This window comes from Xenorhabdus budapestensis (assembly GCF_002632465.1).
Classification (GTDB): domain Bacteria; phylum Pseudomonadota; class Gammaproteobacteria; order Enterobacterales; family Enterobacteriaceae; genus Xenorhabdus; species Xenorhabdus budapestensis.
Genome location: NZ_NIBS01000019.1, coordinates 1 through 18,508, shown reverse-complemented (window position 1 = coordinate 18,508; position 18,508 = coordinate 1). Strand labels below are relative to the sequence as shown.

Sequence of the window (18,508 nt, the reverse complement as noted above, 5' to 3'; positions counted from 1 at the left end):
GCTGATTATGATTACATCCATTCCAGAGCCGGATCATCCACTGGCTGCCGTAAGACTTGTTTATCTTTTTGATAATCATGTGGCACACGCCAATTTAGACTGCGTCCCTGACGAGGAAGTGCATCTTCGCCTCGTTTCACATAACCAGATTGCAAGGCACCAAACAAATGTTTATCAGGCACTACCTCATCCGGCTGAGCATGTGGTGTCACAACCGTAGCATGGCGGCGATCCATTTCATTTAACAAACGACAAATATATTCCGCTGAGAGATCAACTTTTAATGTCCAGGCGTTATTAATATAACCAAATAGATAAGCAAAATTAGGAATATCCCTTATCAATGTTCCTTTATAGAACATAAGTTTATTACCTTGCTGTGGTTGACCATCAATAGCAATCTCAGCTCCCCCCATCAGTTGTAATTGAAACCCTGTCGCTGTAACTATGATATCAGCAGGTAATTTCTTACCTGATTGCAATAAAATCCCGTCTTCAGTAATACGCTTAATTTGATCAGTAACGATAGAAGCTTTCCCCTCTTTCAGTACCTTAAACAGATTGCTGTCGGGCACAAAGCACAACCGTTCATCCCATGGCATATACTTGGGTGTCAGGTGTTTCATGTCAAAATCAGGGCCAACTTTTCTACGGGCTAATCCCAACAATAACGATTTCAAAAAGTTAGGGAAATACCGGCTGATTTTATATAACAAGCTGAAAAATAAGATATTGCGATTTCTGCTTAATGTATAAATCCAACGTTGTGGAATAATGCCATTCAGAAGCTCAGATATCTTATCCCTGCCCGGTATTGAAAAAATATAACTTGGGGAACGCTGTAGCATAGTAATATGCTCAGTCTCATATGCCATTGCCGGAAGTAAAGTGACTGCGGTTGCACCACTTCCAATCACAACAACCCGCTTTCGTTTGTAATCTAATGTCTCAGGCCAGTGTTGTGGATGAACTATTGTGCCTTTAAATTCTTCAAGGCCGGGGAATTTAGGTACATAAGGTTCATCCTGATTGTAGTAACCTGTCGCACCGATAAGAAAATGACAAGTAAATTGCCGAATTTCTCCACTGGTTTCATCTATTGCGGTAACAGTCCATTGGCGAGTTTCATTTGACCAGTTATTTTGGGTGATCTTTAATCCAAACTGGATTTTTTTATCAATTCCATAATGTTCCACTGCTGAATTCAGATAGCGTCTAATTGAAGGCCCATCAGCAAAAATACTGGTATCTGTCCAGGGACGAAATTTATAGCCATAGCTCATCATATCTGAATCTGTGCGAATCCCCGGATAGCGAAATAAATCCCAGGTTCCACCTATCGCGTGGCGACGTTCTAAGATCCCTACTTTTTTGTCAGGACACTCTCTTGCCAGATGGCATGCCATACCAATGCCAGAAACGCCCGCTCCCATAATCAAAACATCATAATGGTTATCCATATTACCTCCCCTATATAAAGTACTCTTTTGATTAAATCAGTCTCCCATTACTGATATATGTTATTTTTTATCCATTAGAACAACCATTTGTATTTATGAGGCAGGAGTATCATGATTAGATACATAGGTGATTATTAAACAAGTTTCTTTTAATTAATCAGTATTGAAAAATTATGGATAAAAAATTAATTATCACTTAAAGTGCTTATAATTATTAAAACCTCCAATATGGAAAGCACACTTTGAATAATTACAAATTACTACCCGCTCTAATATCAATACTGAGAACACTTAATTTGACGGAATCAGCAAAACAATTAAATGTGACACAGTCTGCGATGAGTAAAACATTAAATCAGCTCCGTGAAGATTTTCATGACAAGATTATTATAAGAGAAGCAAATAAATTTATCCTTACCCAGAAAGGAGAGAAGTTAAAAGCACAGCTTCCAATATTGATGCAGCAATTAGATAATCTATATGCACCAGAATCAATAGAACTAAATCAATGTAAAAGGAAATTTACCTTAGCCTCCAGCGACTATGTCGCCCAAGCCATCTTACCTTCTATCTTTTTTCATATTGGAAGGGAAGCACCTAAAGTCAGTATCGAATATAAATTGTGGTATAAAAACAACCTTAATAAACTTGCCGGGCAAGATCTTGACTTAGTGGCAACTATTGCTGACTCCATACCTGATAATTTATATGGCAAGTTAATGGCCGAAGACCAACTTGTTGTTGTATTCAGACATGATCACCCTAAATCTGATAGTGAGCTAACCATTAACAACTATATTAACAGTCGGCATATTCTTATTAGTGGTGGCGGAGATAAAGATAGCTTCGTTGACCATACATTAGCAATGATGGATCTCCACCGTAATATTTTGGTTACAGTTCCCTTTTTCCAATCAGCCATTGAGTTACTGTTAAAAACAGATGCCATTCTCACTATACCACTACATATCGCTGCTGATTTTGCACAAAATTATGCTTTGCAAATAAGACACTTGCCCATTGATATCCAGCCGCAGCAATACTACTTACTATGGCATGCCAAGTATCATCAGGATCCAGAGCATAAATGGTTCCGAGAAATTTGTTTTCCTCTAATTAAAGCTCACCTTGAAAGGACAATCAGACATGGTATGAAATTAATTCATACCCGTAAGTAGATTTTCCATCTTTTACACATCATTTAATTTAATTAGTATAATGATATCAATTCATTAATAGTAAAATAGCGGTGATTATTATGCCATCTATAGAAACATTAATTACATTTATCAGTATTTCAACTTTTTTATGCTTTTTACCAGGCCCTGATAATCTTTTTATATTGAGTCAATCGGCAATAAATGGGCGAAAAGTTGGAATATTAATAACCATTGGTCTATGTATTGGTTTGGCAATACATATTTCTTTAGTATCATTAGGCATTGCAGCAATGCTACGAGAAAATGCAATAGCATTTGAAGTTATTCGGATTTTTGGCATAATTTATCTAACTTATCTTGCTTGGGGTGCTTTCAAAGCTAAACCTGCTTTTATTCAAGGAAGCACTGATAATTTTCATGATACAAAAAAACTCATCAGCAAAGGGATACTAATGAATTTATCAAATCCCAAGATTATCATTTTCTTTTTGGCTTTTCTGCCTCAGTTCACCAATAAAAGTACAAATATTATCCCAGTTTCACTCCAGTCATTATATCTGGGTATGATATTTTCTATCATCACTTTTATTGTGTTTTCCATTATTTCATATTTATCAGGGTATTTAAGTGAAGTAATATCTCATAAACCAGAAATACAAAATATTTTAAATAAAATCACTGCCTTAATATTTGTAGTATTGGCAATTAATTTATTAATTTCAGGCGGATTTGCCTAATAAATGCAATTTTTCAGAAAAACGGTCAGTTGCTATAGTTGGTATCTTTCTCGCCACAATAAAATGCGCTATGGCCTATATACAACGGTTAGAAATAGAAAGATACCCGATATTCAGCTCAAAAAAAGCAGGCTTTTAAATTACAAATCAAGTACCAATCGTTTTCCTTTAGCTCTGGAACAACAAATCAGCATTGATGTTTGGCTCTCTTTTTCCTCATCAGTAAAATATTGGTCACGGTGGTCTGCTTCGCCTTCTAAAATTATGCTTTCACAAGTACCGCATACTCCTTCGCGACACAAACTTTCAACCGACGCTGCGTTATTTCTTTCGATGACTTGTAGTATTGTCGATTCACTATCAACCTCCAACTCAACGCCTGATCTGGCAAGCACAAGGGTAAATTCATCCCCAGTTTTATCTTCAACAGTAAACTGCTCAAAATGTAACTGATGTTCAGAAAACCCGGCTTTTTTTGCAGCTTGCTTTACGCCTTCGTTCAGTGAATTCGAACCACATGTATAAACATGGCTTCCTTCTGGTAGCTGAGCAATAAAGGTATCGAGTTCAAGACGAGAACCTTCGGATGAAACATAGAAAACAACTTTATCCTTAAATTCCGATGCCATTAATTCTTGCTGAAACGCATTTTCATTCATATCTCGGCAGCAATAATGCAGTTCATATTCTGCATTTTGTTGTTCCAATTCATGTAAGTGGGACATAAATGGCGTGATCCCAATTCCACCCGCGATTAATATATGTTTTTTAGCTTCGGATACTAATGGAAATAAATTATTCGGTTCGGAAACAACAAGCTTGTCGCCAATAACCACTTTTTCGTGCATAAATGCCGAGCCACCTTGAGAATGTTCTTCTCGCTTAATGGCAATTTGATAGCGCTGTGAATCAAAAGGAGAATTTAATAAGGAATAAGCATTACTATAATGACTGTCACCATCCTGCATCTGTACAAAGATGTGACTGCCGCCAGTAAAAGAGGGTAAATGTGTATTTTGCTCAGGTATTAATGTAAATCGTTTTATCGTAGGTGTGATAGTTTCAATGTCACTGACAATAACACCGACCATCTGATAAGCAGACATAAACGACTCCTGACTATTCATCATAACCTCACTGACTGTGCCTGATTCCGGCTTATTCATGATAAATTTGAGCAACAAGATTGTGGAAATAAGCAATACCGTGTTCACTAATTCCACTTCCGGTACTATCCGCCATGATACGCCCCTGACCGCGATAACCACGGGATTTCAAACCTTTTTGTACACTTTCAACCAAGCGCAGATCTTCCGGGCGAAAAACATCGCGATACCATTCGATTAAATCTTTTTGCTCTTGAGTGAGATCTTCATTAGTAAAGTAAATTTCGTAATGTTGCAACGTTGTTTCTGCATCGGCCGGAAATTCATAAATAACCGTCATCATCCCTCTAATGGGCGTAACGTTATACATCGTACAAGGCCATAGCCAAAAACCGTGGAATGAAGACTCGCCTTCAAATTTGAAAGATTGATCAGAGGGAATGGCATAGCCAAATTGCAATGACCATTTCTCATGCATGGTATGCCAATAGCGATCAACCTGAACGGAAGTTGAAAACCCCGGATGCGCCGGGCCACAGTGATAACATTCCAGATAGTTATCAACAATACTTTTCCAGTTAGCCGGTGTTGCTGTCGTGAAACGTGCCGCCAGCTTTAAATCGTAAACATCAGGGCAGGCTTCCAGTACTTTCGCACCTAATCCAGATAGCTGTTCTTCAACTGTATCTGCTTCCATGTCCATATTAATAAAGACAAAACCTGCATATTCTTCCAGTTTTACCGGAGTTAGTGCCGCCAAATCTTTATCAAAATTAGCCACATTTTCACAGTTACGTGCATGTGCTAAAGAACCATCAAGTTTGAATGTCCATGCGTGATAAGGACAAGTGATCACATTTTTTGCTTTACCAGCTCCCTGTAATAATTGATGCCCGCGATGAGGACAAACGTTAAAAAATGCACGTAATACTTTGTCGCGCCCACGCACGATGACAATGTTTTCACCAATAATTTCACGTGTAACATAATCATTCGGATTAGCCAGCTCACTGATATGTGCAACACAGATCCAACTTTTGGCAAAAATCGCTTCTTTCTCATAATTAAATATATCCTGAGAAGTATAGAAACGAGCAGGCATGGTGTAGGCATCTGTCGGGTTTGCACAGAAATTTTTGGGCAGTGTGAAATCTGGGTGTTGGATACTCATATCAATTCCTTATTAATATCAATAAGATGTACAGGAATATGTGCATAATCCTGTTTTATCCAGCGAATAAAACCATAAACCTTAAACAATAGGATCACTAAAAATGGCAATGCAGTAAGCACTACTGTGGTTTTCATTGTTTCTAAAGAGGCTTGTGTAAATAGAATCGAAAGTGGAATTAGCGTGATGACTACGCACCAGAAAAGACGTAATTTCCGGCTAGGATCCTGACCTTCACTTAAATTGCGGGTGCTGGTTGCAGCCATCGTATAGGCCACGGCATCCATATGTGAGGCTAAGAAAATAATCATGATAATGAGATAAGCAGCAAGGAAAAATTGGCCGAATGGCAGTGCGCTTAACAATTGATGAACGGCCGTTTCACCACCTAACGTACTCAATATTTCAGGTACATTAATAGATCCGGTAATAAATTGGTGCATCGCATAACTTTCCAAAACACCAAAGAAGAACCAGCAACCAAAAGTACTGCCTAATAACAGTGCCCAAATCACCTCTTTAATTTTGCGTCCATGAGAAACCCGAGTTACAAACATCGCAACACCAGGAGTATATGAGATCCACCATAACCAATAGAATACAGTCCAACTGCGGGTAAACTGCCCATCCCCCATAGGATCGGTAAATAAGCTCATCTGCAAGAAATTCTGCGTCGTCAGACCAACCGCATGAATAATATTATTCATGGTAAATTCTGTAGGCCCTGCAATTAAAACAAGAAAGGCAAAACCCAACGCTCCCCAACCTACCATCTGGCTTAAACGCCGCATACCATTATCAATGCCAATATAAGAACTTAAGCTGAAAATTAATGCCGCTAATAATGTTATTCCAGCCTGAATCATAAAATTATTCGGTATGCCGGTTAATACAGAAATTCCGCCACTTAATGTAGATGCAGTCACCACCAGAGAAATAGTTAATGCTCCCACAGTTGCAATTAAAAATGTCATATCAATAAGACGCCCCCAAAACCCCTGGGGATTAATTTTTATAATTGCAGAAATAACTCCTGAAAGACTCAAACCTTTATTTTTTCTGACATGGAAATGATAAGCCATAACCAATGAAGCAAGCGCATAGGTTGCCCAGGCACTGATTCCCCAGTGGAAAAAAGAGTAACTGATGCTATATTCCAATGCTTTAGGGGTTTGAGGAGCAATATTAAGTCCTGGAGTCTTATAATAATAAGCCCATTCCATCACGCCCCAATATAAAGTTGACGAGCCAAGACCCGCACATATAAACATACATAACCACGGAGCAGTGGCATATTCTGGCTTTCCTTCACCAAGCCGAATATTGCCGTATTTACTCATCGCCAGATAAAGCACAAACATCAAAGCAGCAAGAACTAAAATTTGAATGGTTGAACCAAGTAAACGAGTCAACCCATTAAATATTGCATTAGCAATAACACTGGTTTTTTCTGGAAATATACTGAGTGTTATTGCTATCACAACAATACAAGCCAGGCTTATTGCGATTAAGGGAATATCTTTCTTTGTGTTGCTCAGCATGAAACCTCCGTTTCGTCACTTTATGTATATCCTGTTCTTCATTGGGTATACATAAAGTGCCTGTTATCGTTGTTATGATGACTTTTATGTTGATATCGACACGACAAAAGGAAAACGAGCAATAAGTGGGAACGATACTTACCGCTTCTTTTGATTAACAATAAAAATATAGTGTTGCTACAGAATTTAAACAATTGGCAAAACAGTAAATAGATAAAACACATATCGTAATTAATGTTTTGTGACATGCGTTAAAAATCAGGAAGATAATATTTATGGCTGGCAGTAAAAAATCACACTCTGAAAAAGTGTGATTTTTATAAAAAGCAAAAAGTGATTAAAATTTTTAATTATTCAGGTGGTTAATAATGGCTTCACCTACTTGTTGTGTCAATGCGTTACCTTTCATATCCGGTGTGACGATTCCTTTCGTTATTATCGCCTCAATGGCAGCTAAAATATCATCATGGGCATCTTGATAGCACTTATCACCTTCACCTAAGAACTGTAACATCATGGCACCAGCCCAAATCATCGCGATTGGGTTGGCAATATTTTTGCCATAAATATCGGGGGCTGAGCCATGAACAGGTTCGAATAAAGAAGGGAAATTCCTTTCAGGATTCAAATTGGCAGAAGGAGAAAGCCCGATCGTTCCGGTACATGCAGGCCCAAGATCAGAAAGAATATCGCCAAATAAATTGGAAGCAACAACGACATCAAATCGCTCCGGATTTAACACAAATCGGGCACAAAGAATATCAATATGCTGTTTATCCCATTTAATATCGGGATACTGTTTTGCCATCTCTTCGACTCGCTCATCCCAATAAGGCATGCTAATCGATAATCCATTTGATTTCGTGGCAGACGTTAATAACTTACGGGGACGACTTTGTGCTAATTCAAACGCATATTTCAAAATGCGATCAACACCACGGCGGGTAAAAACTGACTCCTGGATCACTATTTCATGTTCTGTACCTTCATAAAGACGACCGCCGATAGTGGAATATTCCCCTTCAGTATTTTCCCTGACTACATAAAAATCGATATCTTCCGGTTTCTTATTCGCTAACGGACAGGGAACTCCCGGTAAGAGACGTACAGGACGCAAATTGACATATTGTTGAAAATCACGACGAAATTTAAGTAATGAGCCCCAAAGCGAAATATGATCAGGCACCGTTTCAGGCCAGCCAACAGCGCCAAAATAAATAGCATCAAACTGCGTTAATTGATTAAACCAATCATCGGGCATCATTTTGCCGTGTTTAAGATAATAATCGCAACTGGCCCATTCAAAATGTTCAAACGATAAACGAAGATCCCATTTTTCAGCTACAGCCTGCAATATCCGAATGCCTTCAGGAAGAACTTCATGACCAATTCCATCTCCCGGAATCGCAGCAATTTTAAACATTTTTTTCATCGAACATCTCTCATTTATCAGGATACAGAATTGACTTTTCAGATATCTTATAATTGACTGATTTGTATTCAATATAAAAAATGTAGAAACATAATTTACAATTTATGAATAATCTCCCCTTTTTACAGGATCTACGCATCTTTCTTTTAGTGGCTAAAAGAGCAAGTTTTGTCGCCGTTGCGGAAGAAATCGGGGCCTCTCCTGCTTTTATCAGTAAACGCATCGCCATATTAGAGAATGTATTGAATGTCAGCCTGTTACACAGAACAACCCGTCGGGTATCAATTACGGAAGATGGTGAGCGGATATATGAATGGGCGCAGCATATCCTGAATGATGTTAATCAGATGCTTGATGAACTTTCCGAACTTCGGCAAGAACCTCAAGGGAAAATCAGAATTACCAGTAGTTTTGGTTTTGGCAGAAAATTTGTTGCCCCTGCATTATCAGCATTGATCCAGACTTATCCACAGCTAGATCTTCGCTTTGATGTGGAAGATCGTCTTGTCGATCTGGCTACTGAGGGGATTGATCTGGATATTCGTATTGGCGACGATATTGACGATAATCTTATTGCCCGCAAACTGGCTTCTAATCGTCGGATCCTTTGTGCATCCCCGGCTTACCTTGCCCGCAACCCGATGCCGAAATCAATTAATGAATTCCCTTCTCACGCCTGTCTGGTGATCAAAGAGCGGGATCATCCTTTCGGGATCTGGAAATTGCAAAACAGTACCTGCACTCAATCGGTGAAAGTCACCGGGCCGATGTCATCCAATCATGGTGAAATTATTCACCAATGGTGTCTGGATGGTCACGGTATTACTTTGCGATCGTATTGGGATGTCAGAGAAAATATTAAATCGGGCGCTTTAGTCCATATTCTGCCTGAATATTACCAATCAGCGAATATATGGGCAGTTTATGTGACACGTCTTGCTATGTCTGCCCGTATCAGAGTAACGGTTGAATTTTTAGAGCGCTATTTTAAGATGCATTATTTGGAGCAGAAAGACGATTTTCAAACCAGATGCTTATAGGTAATTGATATAACTGATCTTTCTATTTTTCTATCTATCTTTGTCTGTTTACCTTCATTGATTGCTCATTTTTCATTTTTGACAAATATCATAGGTCAACTCAGATACCTCCTCTATTTTAGTCCTTCAAATGAAAATAATAATCATTAACTCCATAAGGGCTAAGGAAAATGCGTAATCTGACAAAACAGCGCCAACTTATAGCGGAATCATCGCAGTCACATACCACAAAAGTTGAACCTCTGACCGCAGCAGAGCAAATTAACAGGCTATCCGAATCAAATAAAGATTTGCTATTGAAATCTTTATTTGAGTAAGGGCAGCTCACTGCAAATCAGGCTCGTGCGTTGGTTTATAAACCGTTAACCAGCAATGATTATAAATATTGGTTGAGTCCTTCGTCACTTAATACCTATTTGCAAGCGGCGAATGAGGAAGTCACTCGCGAACGTTTACTAGCTGAAGAACAAAAACGCGAACAAGAGTGGATTGCAACAATTAAGCGGCTCAATGCTGTCTTTTCCTCAAGAGAAGTTCACTGGGAAAATGCGAAGAAATACAGTGAGCAAGGCCATTCAAGTGCTTATGATAAAGCGGCCAGAGAAATGAAAGATCTGTACGATGCTTATCGCGTTAATAACGCACTGGCAGAATTCGTTCCACTCTATCGGATATTTGTCAAGCATATAGAGAGAAGAAGAACACTGGTACAACGATTAGAATTACTCAATCAGGAAATCGATAAATATCAGGGTGGTATTTGATATTATCGGTAAAGGTATGGTACGCACGATGCCTGGCACAACACTAAAGCAAGGCGCCGGATAAGAACCATCGTTTTGTCAGTAACCTGAAGGCACTATTGCTAGTGCCTTGACATTATTAAGAGCAAAAATTAGCACTGAACGTATCAAAGTTATCGGCTTTAACAAACTTGGCAGCGTTGGGCACCTCTTTGCCATCTTTGTCTTTACTTAACGCATTGAAATGCTCAACGCCACACTTGATCTTGGCCTTTTCAGCCTCACGCAAATCATCTGAGAATATGCTTGATTTCGTTTCAACCACAAAGTAAAGCTTCTCCCCCGTTCCATCATCTTTGTCAATTAATACCGCCCAGTCAGGATTGTAACTGCCCAGCGGGGTATCAATCTTGAACCAAGATGGCAGTTTGGAATAAATCTTCACTTCTTCAGCACTTTCTAGCTTTTCAGCGAAGCTAAACTCGGTATCTGAATCGCAAATGATGTAGTCATATACCGACTTTTCAGCTTTCACCATATCTTTGAAGTAACCAGTCAGCTCTTCTTCTTGGAAAAGCTCTTGGGCATAGTATGCCTTGTCACCAATACGGTTATATTTAATGCCATCTACAATGGCAATACGCATCTGTTTACGGATAACTTCACCAGCTAATTCGATAAAGCGCTGAGGATTGCTTTTGAAGGCTTCCAGCTTATCGCCTAAACCTAACAGAATATCGATAATTGTCTGGCGGGTTAGATTGGTCTGATCGGTCAGATAAGTCACAATATCTGGCAACTGGAAGTTGCGATTGCGGTAATCCTGAATCTTGGTTTTTTCATCATAAGCTTCCAGTTCAGCTTCAGTAACAGCAACCTTAACCTTGGTATACTGAAACCTGGCTCTGGCTACTACCACATTCGCTCTAATTTCCTTGATGCAGTTTTCAACCAGCTCATTGATATTAAAGTTAACACGATAAGTCGTTTTGTATTTAATACGCCCCCAAAGGGCCTTGAAGTCTTCACCAAGTACAACCTGTTTACCGTTTGTATCTTTACACAAGGCTACAGAGCGCTTCTCTTCGTGTTTTTTCACATTCAAGCCTTTTGCCAGCTTCTTCAACGTGGCAACGATGGCGTCAGTATGCTCAGCAACACAGGAAGGCAGATTCACCTCGTTATTATTGATGGCAATTTTCAGCACATCCTGAATCTTGCCTTTACCATCAATATAACCTTGAGACAGAAGATGCTGGAAGATCTCTTCTGACTTTTTCGCTCCTAAGAAGACTTTCTGATCCAGCTCGCTAGAAACAACAATATTGGCAAATTGGTGAGACTCAACCACACCAAATTTAATGCCTTCTTCTGCTTCAATCTCTTTTTGTAGTTCAGAAACAAAGCTTTCATAAGACTCATTTGCCATAACGGTCAGGGTATTTACCTCAAAACCGTAAGGCACGCGTTCACCAGATTGATCAACGGCTAAACGTAGACCACGACCGATTTCCTGTCGTTTTTTAGTGATTGAGCTGGTTTCATTCAATGTACAGATCTGGAAAACATTTGGGTTGTCCCAGCCTTCTTTCAGTGCTGAGTGTGAAAAGATAAAGCGCAGCTTCTCATCCATAGATAGAAGCTTTTCTTTGTCTTTCATGATCAGATTATAAGCTGACTCATCAGCCGCGGTTTTCCCCCCTTCACCTTTAGCTGAAAACTTCGAGTCAGCGAACTGAGGGTTGCCAGAAGCATCTTTTTTCTTGTCCTGTGCAAAGTAACCACCATGCACTATTTGAGTGAGTTCTTGCAGTGCTATTTTGTTGATAGTGTATTTATCGCCATCATTGTCCCAGATTTTCGGGTACAACACGCGATATTTGGGCTTACTAACCTGTCTAGCAAACTCTTCTTCAAACCACTTGGCAAACTTACCCTGAACAGGAACGCCATCTTTAGAGTAGCCCCGGTAGTTGGCAACCTTATCGATAAAGAACAAACTCAGCACTTTAATACCTTTCTGGCTTAGGATTTTCGAGTGGTCGAGCTTGTCATAGCCTGTTGTTACCTTGTGGTAGAACTTCAGCTCTTTTTCCAGGTGCTCTTCAATAGTTTTAGCTATTTGAATGCGCTTAAAGACCTCCGAATCCACTTCACCAATAGCTTGCCCTAGGCGCACAATTTCATCGCGACTGGTAAAGTCAATATACTCATTACCTTCTTCGCAATATATATCGTTAACAATATAGCCTTCATAAACACTACGCCCACCCGAAAGTTCAAATAAGTCATTGAGCTGACCATCTTTGATGGTTATTACCTTACGTGGTTGTAGCTTGCCTGTGCGCGTTTGAGCGTCAATTGCAATTTTGGCAGAAATGGGGGACTTCTTATTATCAACACTCACTAGCTTAATGTAAGCTTGGTTATGCCCATCTTTAACATCCAGCGAAGCAACTTCAATTTGCTTAACCAGTTTGCGCTCATAGGCATCAATAGAGTCGAGTTTATACAGCAGGTGTGGTGCCTCCTTCAGCGTGGCTGAATAACGGAATGTACACAATGGCGCTAAGTTACCAATAGCTTCTTTTCGGTTTGCCGTTGATACAACTGACTGGGGTTCGTCAATAATGACGACGGGACGAGTAGCCTGAATAAATTCAATAGGCTTCATTCCGTTCAATCTGTCATCTGTACGGTGAATCAGATTCGCCGTAGTTTCTTTCGTAGGATCGGTGAATGACTTACTGAACGCATCAATATTGATCACCATGATTTGGATGTAATCATTGGTAGCAAAGTTACGCACCTGTTCGCGCTTTGATGAGTCATAAACAAAATAGTCATACTGGACGTTTTTGTACTGCTCCCGGAAGTGCTGCTCTGTGATTTGCAGTGATTTATAGACGCCTTCTTTAACCGCAATGGACGGCACCACGATAATAAACTTTGTCAGTCCATAATGCTGATTTAGCTCAAAGATAGAACGCAGATACACATAAGTTTTACCTGTACCTGTTTCCATCTCAACACTAAAATCTAAACTTGGCAGTTCTTGCTTTACGTTTTCAACCTGTGGCAAACCATTCTTTAACTGAACATTCCGTGTGTTGGTATAAATCTCATCAGGCAATAAGGTAAGCGCATTACCGACACCGATTTCGTTGTTTTTACCAAAGATATCCAGTTGCTGATTCGCCCACATATTATCAGCCACAGTAAAATTAGATTGAAATGTTTCCTGCTCTGCAAACACACCTAAAACAGCATCAACTGCATCTATTTGGTGTGATAAGTCCGATCTAAATTGAATCTTCATCATCATTACCTTAAATGCTCTTTACATCATCAATGCCGGATTGTTTTAGGATCTGAATCGCATTAGTTTTAACTACACTGTCTGCAAAGCCTTGGTCTTTAAAAACGACTTGAGTACTTTCTGGATTGAGTTTTTCTTTCAGTTTAGCGATACCCTCAACCACCTGTTCAGTGATGTCATCATCCAGGCAAACCATTAAGGCACCTGCGCCAACAACAAAGACTTTTTTACCCTCTATAGTTGCTTCTTCAACATGGGTAGTTAATTCAATACCGTACTTAAGTAGGATTTCATAAAGAATATCTTCTGCATTACGACTATTTTTCAAGGAATCAGAAGCCTTCTGAAGAACCTGTTCCAAATTATCAAAGTCTACATCCCATACTCGAATATTAGTTTCGTCTAGCTTAAATACCTTAAATCCATATTTTTGGTTAGGTTCTGTTAGTTTCATCCGTGCCTTTGATACATCAGAAATCCTCTTGTAACCATTTTTCCTTGCAACGCTTTTCTCAGGTGTCATCTCAGGAAGCTGCACACCAATAAAGTGAATATTTGTTCCAAGTTTTTCATTTAAATTATTAATTGCACAAAAAGCTGTAGCACTACCAGAGAAAACGTCTAGTACTATATCATTATCTTTGGTTCCAGAGGCCTTAATCAAATGCTCCATTAATGCCACAGGTTTCGTATAATCGAATACACTCGCACCAAAGACCTTTATAATATCTTGATTTCCTTGAGTAGTGTTACAAATTGAAGAAGTAATCACACTACGGTATGGATAGTTTCTCTCAACCACATTGTTATTATGATCAACCTTTTCATATTGCTTTGAATAAACAGCCCATTCACCATTAGTGCTTTTTTTTATCTCAAGGAATTTACTTTCAATCCCCCAATGATATTTTTTTTTGCTCCATCGCCAGTTCCAGTCTGGAGATTTTTCATTTTTCCCTCCTGGCCAAATTTGGCTCCCATCTGGGGCTACAATTGGATAATTAAGTGCTTCGCTGTAATGACTTGGCTTCATGCTCCTATCTAGTTTGTTTAGTAGATATTTTCCTCGTTCAGAAACAAATTCATCTTGCAGTTTATAATTTGAGTTTTCTATTTCATATCTACCAAAATGCACGCTATTTTTATTCTTTGCAAAAACAAGAATATATTCATTCTCACGAACTATATTCTTTTCATCATGGCCACCACCACTTTTTGATTGCCATACCATCTCAGCTACAAAATTCTCTTCACCAAAAACTTCATTACATATTTGGCGCAAATTGTGGATCTCTGCATCATCAATAGAAATGAAAATATTCCCATCTTCTCGCAGTAGGTTTCTCGCTAATTTTAAGCGAGGATAAATCATATTTAGCCAATCAGAATGATATCTGCCCGACGTTTCAGAGTTAGTAGATAGTTTATGACCATCACTATCTACTTGTCCTGTTATCGAAAGATAATTTCTGATGTTATCCTGAAAATTATCTTTATAAACAAAATCCTTACCTGTGTTATAGGGCGGATCGATATAGATCATCTTTACCTTTTTATGGTAAGACTTCTGTAATATTTTAAGTACTTCAAGGTTATCACCTTCAATAAAAAGGTTCTCTGTGGTATCCCAATTCACACTTTCTTCTTTACAAGGGCGTAGAGTTCCTGTTGAAGGTGTTTGCGCAATCAAACGTGATTGCGCCTTACCATACCATGTAAAGTTGTAGCGTTCGTCGCTATCGTCAATCGCCTCACCAAGAACCGCTTTCAAAGCATCAAAGTCAATTTTTCCTTCAGAAAATACCTCAGGGAAAAGTTGTTTAAGTTGATCGATATTTTTTTGAGTGATATCCGCACTTTTGGACTCAGGGTAGCTCAGGGTGATCTTTTCAATTGTCATCAGAGGAATTCCATTTATTGCCAACTGAGCAAAACTGATGCTCGTGGTTCATATTCTTCGTTAAACTGTTAAATCATTGCTTTAATCACAGCAATTTACTGTTTAAGTGTAGTAAAGAATTCCTAATATATTGAAAGCCTGATAATCCTATTAACATAAAAACTACGGGCCATGCCCGGCGCACTAATAAAAAATCCGGCCAAGCTTACGCATATCTGGATAATAGGCGTCGTGTTGTTTCAGACCGATGCAATCTAGATTTGACAGTTCTTGCTTCGCATTTTCAACCTGTGGCAACCCATTTTTTAACTGAACATTCTGTGTATTGGTATAAATCTCATTAGGTAACCGCATCCATTTGGTGTGATAAGTCCGACCTAAATTGAATCTTCATCATCATTACCTTAAATGCTCTTTACATCATCAATGCCGGATTGTTTTAGGATCTGAATCGCATTAGTTTTAACTACACTGTCTGCAAAGCCTTGGTCTTTAAATACAACTTGGGTGCTTTCGGGGTCAAACTCTTGTTTCAGTTTAACAATGCCCTCAACCACCTGTTCGGTAATATCGTCATCAAGGCAGACCATTAAGGCACCTGCACCAACTACAAAGACTTTTTTGCCTTCAACTGTAGTTTCTTCCACTTGTTCAGTCAGCTCTAAACCATATTTCAACAAGATTTCATAAAGCACATCTTCAGGTATACGGTCATCTTTGATAGATTTAGCCGCTAGTTGCAGAGCAGGTTCTAAGCTTTCAAAGTCAGCATCCCAAGAGTGAATATTTGTTTGATCTAATTTGAAAAACTTAACACCTTGAGTTTTATCTTCTTCTAAAATGGCATTTTTTATTCTTTTTAGGGAAATTCTGGAAATCAATTCTGGTATTGATTCTTTAGTACAATACTCTGTTGCGCCAGCATTTTTTGAGACAGACTCAGGCAATTGAACTAATATAAACTTTCTTCTACCGCTATCTTTCTTATTTTGTTTTAACACAGCATGACCTGTAGAACCACTTCCAGCAAAAAAGTCAAGAATGATATCTTCACTATCTGTGACCTTCATTAAGTGTTCAATTAATCCTGTCGGCTTTGGATAATCAAAAACAGATGAACAGAGAAGGGCTTCAACCTCTTTACTTCCTTGCTTCGTTGTAAAATCTGTTATTATTGTTTTTGGATGTTCGGTGCCTCGCTTTTTAACATACTGAAGAACACCATTGGGTTTGAAGAAGAACTCAATAACCTGCTGCCCTTTAGAGTCAAAAGTATCATTTCCTGATAGCCAATTTTCTATTTGGCTCTTCATTGTCCAACCTGCTTTTAGAGTGACTTCACTAGCTAAGTATCCATTCTTACATTCAAATACACCGGAAGTAACTTCAACGATTTCTTTATCTCCAAATATTGATGGAAACGTTTTATTTTCACCTAAAAACTTGACTCCAGCAGGGAAGGTTATTTCTGACGCAGGGTTTTTAAAGCTAACCTTTTTTATTGCACGATCAGAAATTAAGCTATCATCTCCCTTATAAACAATATGAGGTAATTGAGATATATCTTTTGCATATGCCAAGATATATTCATGTTCTCTGGTAAAAGTTGATGCTGAGGTTCTTCCACTCTTCCAAATAAATCTTTCAACAAAATTATCTTCACCAAATATTTCATTGCACAAATTGGACAAATTAACAACTTCATGTTCATCTATAGATATAAATATAATTCCACCATCGGATAATAAATTTCTGGCCAATTTCAATCTTGGGTAAAGCATATTTAGCCAATCTGTATGATACCGACCCGATGTGTCAGAATTAGTGCTAAAAGGCTTACCTTGATTATTTACTTGCCCCGTTAATACCTGATAATTTCTTATGTTGTCATGGAAATTATCCTTATAAACAAAGTCATTACCCGTGTTATAGGGCGGATCGATATAGATCATCTTTACCTTTTTATGGTAAGACTTTTGTAATATTTTAAGTACTTCAAGGTTATCACCTTCAATAAAAAGGTTCTCTGTGGTATCCCAATTCACACTTTCTTCTTTACAAGGGCGTAGCGTACCTGTTGAGGGTGTTTGAGTAATTTGGCGAGCACGAGTCTTACCATTCCAAGTAAAGTTAAAGCGTTCGTCTGAATCATCAACAACTTCACCAAGAACCGCTTTCAAAACATCAAAGTCAATTTTTCCTTCAGAAAATACCTCAGGGAAAAGTTGTTTAAGTTGATCGATATTTTTTTGAGTGATATCCGCACTTTTGGACTCAGGGTAGCTCAGGGTGATCTTTTCAATTGTCATCAGAGGAATTCCATTTATTGCCAACTGAGCAAAACTGATGCTCGTGGTTCATATTCTTCGTTAAACTGTTAAATCATTGCTTTAATCACAGCAATTTACTGTTTAAGCGTAGTAAAGAATCCCAAAAACCTCTCATTCCTGATAATCTTATTAACATAAAATGAGAGGTGAAACTGAAACCATTGAAGTATCAATATTCCGCTGAATTGAAGATCGCATTGATGGTTGTGATGCAGCCTCGCAGATAGCTTCTGCATCAATGAAATCATTTTTATTGCTTTTAACAAAAGGCCGGACAAACTGGGGGATAAATTAACTTGGCTTCATGCCCTAAGTCAGCTATCCCCCTCAATGTTTGTATTAATCTGCTTTTTTTGATCTCAGTTTTTTGCATCCTGTTAAATCACCTAGCATTCCAATTAATGCACACCAATCAAAAAGACGATTAAATAATCAATTATAAATATCAGGACAATTATAATGTTCTCTAATTAACCCGAATTCTGGATAAAGAATTGACGAGGGGCCTGTTCCAGGAGCAGTGTTTTGGTGCGCGCCGAAACAGCTCCGGGGAGGAACAGGCCATGGAT

The 18,508-nt window shown here is 38.6% G+C and carries 12 protein-coding genes and 1 pseudogene; 4 read left to right on the top strand and 9 right to left on the bottom strand.

The features are described from left to right. Window positions 1–11: 11 nt before the first annotated feature. Window positions 12–1,460 (bottom strand): flavin-containing monooxygenase, encoded by a 1,449-nt coding sequence (locus Xbud_RS14680; protein ID WP_099136754.1) that lies wholly within the window; start codon window positions 1,458–1,460, stop codon window positions 12–14. A 242-nt stretch (window positions 1,461–1,702) separates the two neighbouring features. Between Xbud_RS14680 and Xbud_RS14675 the strand changes: the two genes are divergently transcribed. Together Xbud_RS14675 and Xbud_RS14670 are read left to right on the top strand one after the other, a co-directional pair. Then, entirely contained in the window at window positions 1,703–2,638 is a 936-nt protein-coding gene (locus Xbud_RS14675; protein WP_099136753.1) for a LysR family transcriptional regulator, read from the top strand. A gap of 80 nt (window positions 2,639–2,718) precedes the next feature. Then, complete coding sequence (locus Xbud_RS14670) at window positions 2,719–3,357, top strand: LysE family translocator (protein ID WP_099136752.1); 639 nt, start codon at window positions 2,719–2,721, stop codon at window positions 3,355–3,357. A 140-nt stretch (window positions 3,358–3,497) separates the two neighbouring features. Here Xbud_RS14670 and Xbud_RS14665 read toward each other — a convergent pair whose 3' ends face one another. From Xbud_RS14665 to Xbud_RS14650, 4 genes are all read right to left on the bottom strand, one after another. Then, entirely contained in the window at window positions 3,498–4,463 is a 966-nt protein-coding gene (locus tag Xbud_RS14665; protein ID WP_099136751.1) for a PDR/VanB family oxidoreductase, read from the bottom strand. Between the two features lie 52 nt (window positions 4,464–4,515). Next, complete coding sequence (locus Xbud_RS14660; protein ID WP_099136750.1) at window positions 4,516–5,634, bottom strand: aromatic ring-hydroxylating oxygenase subunit alpha; 1,119 nt, start codon at window positions 5,632–5,634, stop codon at window positions 4,516–4,518. Then, window positions 5,631–7,175: a BCCT family transporter gene (locus Xbud_RS14655; protein WP_099136749.1), complete on the bottom strand. Its 1,545-nt coding sequence runs from the start codon at window positions 7,173–7,175 to the stop codon at window positions 5,631–5,633. Before Xbud_RS14655 ends, Xbud_RS14660 begins: the two co-directional genes overlap by 4 nt. 346 nt (window positions 7,176–7,521) lie before the next feature. Continuing rightward, window positions 7,522–8,607: a tartrate dehydrogenase gene (locus Xbud_RS14650; RefSeq protein ID WP_099136748.1), complete on the bottom strand. Its 1,086-nt coding sequence runs from the start codon at window positions 8,605–8,607 to the stop codon at window positions 7,522–7,524. A 104-nt stretch (window positions 8,608–8,711) separates the two neighbouring features. Between Xbud_RS14650 and Xbud_RS14645 the strand changes: the two genes are divergently transcribed. Together Xbud_RS14645 and Xbud_RS14640 are read left to right on the top strand one after the other, a co-directional pair. Then, window positions 8,712–9,647 (top strand): LysR substrate-binding domain-containing protein, encoded by a 936-nt coding sequence (locus Xbud_RS14645; protein ID WP_099136747.1) that lies wholly within the window; start codon window positions 8,712–8,714, stop codon window positions 9,645–9,647. A 347-nt stretch (window positions 9,648–9,994) separates the two neighbouring features. Continuing rightward, complete coding sequence (locus Xbud_RS14640) at window positions 9,995–10,411, top strand: hypothetical protein (protein WP_244589974.1); 417 nt, start codon at window positions 9,995–9,997, stop codon at window positions 10,409–10,411. Window positions 10,412–10,529: 118 nt separating this feature from the next. On the opposite strand, the gene Xbud_RS14635 is transcribed toward Xbud_RS14640, so the two are convergent. The 4 genes and pseudogenes from Xbud_RS14635 to Xbud_RS14620 form a co-directional block, all read right to left on the bottom strand. Next, window positions 10,530–13,715 carry a type III restriction-modification system endonuclease gene (locus Xbud_RS14635; protein ID WP_099136746.1) on the bottom strand — a complete coding sequence of 1,062 codons (3,186 nt, stop codon included), beginning with the start codon at window positions 13,713–13,715 and terminating at the stop codon, window positions 10,530–10,532. 4 nt (window positions 13,716–13,719) lie between these two features. Continuing rightward, window positions 13,720–15,609 carry a site-specific DNA-methyltransferase gene (locus tag Xbud_RS14630; RefSeq protein ID WP_099136745.1) on the bottom strand — a complete coding sequence of 630 codons (1,890 nt, stop codon included), beginning with the start codon at window positions 15,607–15,609 and terminating at the stop codon, window positions 13,720–13,722. A gap of 404 nt (window positions 15,610–16,013) precedes the next feature. Further along, complete coding sequence (locus tag Xbud_RS14625; protein ID WP_099136744.1) at window positions 16,014–17,918, bottom strand: site-specific DNA-methyltransferase; 1,905 nt, start codon at window positions 17,916–17,918, stop codon at window positions 16,014–16,016. A 213-nt stretch (window positions 17,919–18,131) separates the two neighbouring features. Continuing rightward, a pseudogene (locus Xbud_RS14620) lies at window positions 18,132–18,267 on the bottom strand (IS110 family transposase); the annotation flags it as partial. Between the last annotated feature and the right edge of the window lie 241 nt (window positions 18,268–18,508).

What these genes read in the sequence shown, in the direction of transcription:
- Xbud_RS14655 (WP_099136749.1), bottom strand. Translation starts at nt 7,175, where the DNA reads ATGCTGAGCAACACAAAGAAAGATATTCCCTTAATCGCAATAAGCCTG.
- Xbud_RS14670 (WP_099136752.1), top strand. Translation starts at nt 2,719, where the DNA reads ATGCCATCTATAGAAACATTAATTACATTTATCAGTATTTCAACTTTT.
- Xbud_RS14680 (WP_099136754.1), bottom strand. Translation starts at nt 1,460, where the DNA reads ATGGATAACCATTATGATGTTTTGATTATGGGAGCGGGCGTTTCTGGC.
- Xbud_RS14650 (WP_099136748.1), bottom strand. Translation starts at nt 8,607, where the DNA reads ATGAAAAAAATGTTTAAAATTGCTGCGATTCCGGGAGATGGAATTGGT.
- Xbud_RS14630 (WP_099136745.1), bottom strand. Translation starts at nt 15,609, where the DNA reads ATGACAATTGAAAAGATCACCCTGAGCTACCCTGAGTCCAAAAGTGCG.
- Xbud_RS14665 (WP_099136751.1), bottom strand. Translation starts at nt 4,463, where the DNA reads ATGTCTGCTTATCAGATGGTCGGTGTTATTGTCAGTGACATTGAAACT.
- Xbud_RS14660 (WP_099136750.1), bottom strand. Translation starts at nt 5,634, where the DNA reads ATGAGTATCCAACACCCAGATTTCACACTGCCCAAAAATTTCTGTGCA.
- Xbud_RS14645 (WP_099136747.1), top strand. Translation starts at nt 8,712, where the DNA reads ATGAATAATCTCCCCTTTTTACAGGATCTACGCATCTTTCTTTTAGTG.
- Xbud_RS14625 (WP_099136744.1), bottom strand. Translation starts at nt 17,918, where the DNA reads ATGACAATTGAAAAGATCACCCTGAGCTACCCTGAGTCCAAAAGTGCG.
- Xbud_RS14635 (WP_099136746.1), bottom strand. Translation starts at nt 13,715, where the DNA reads ATGATGATGAAGATTCAATTTAGATCGGACTTATCACACCAAATAGAT.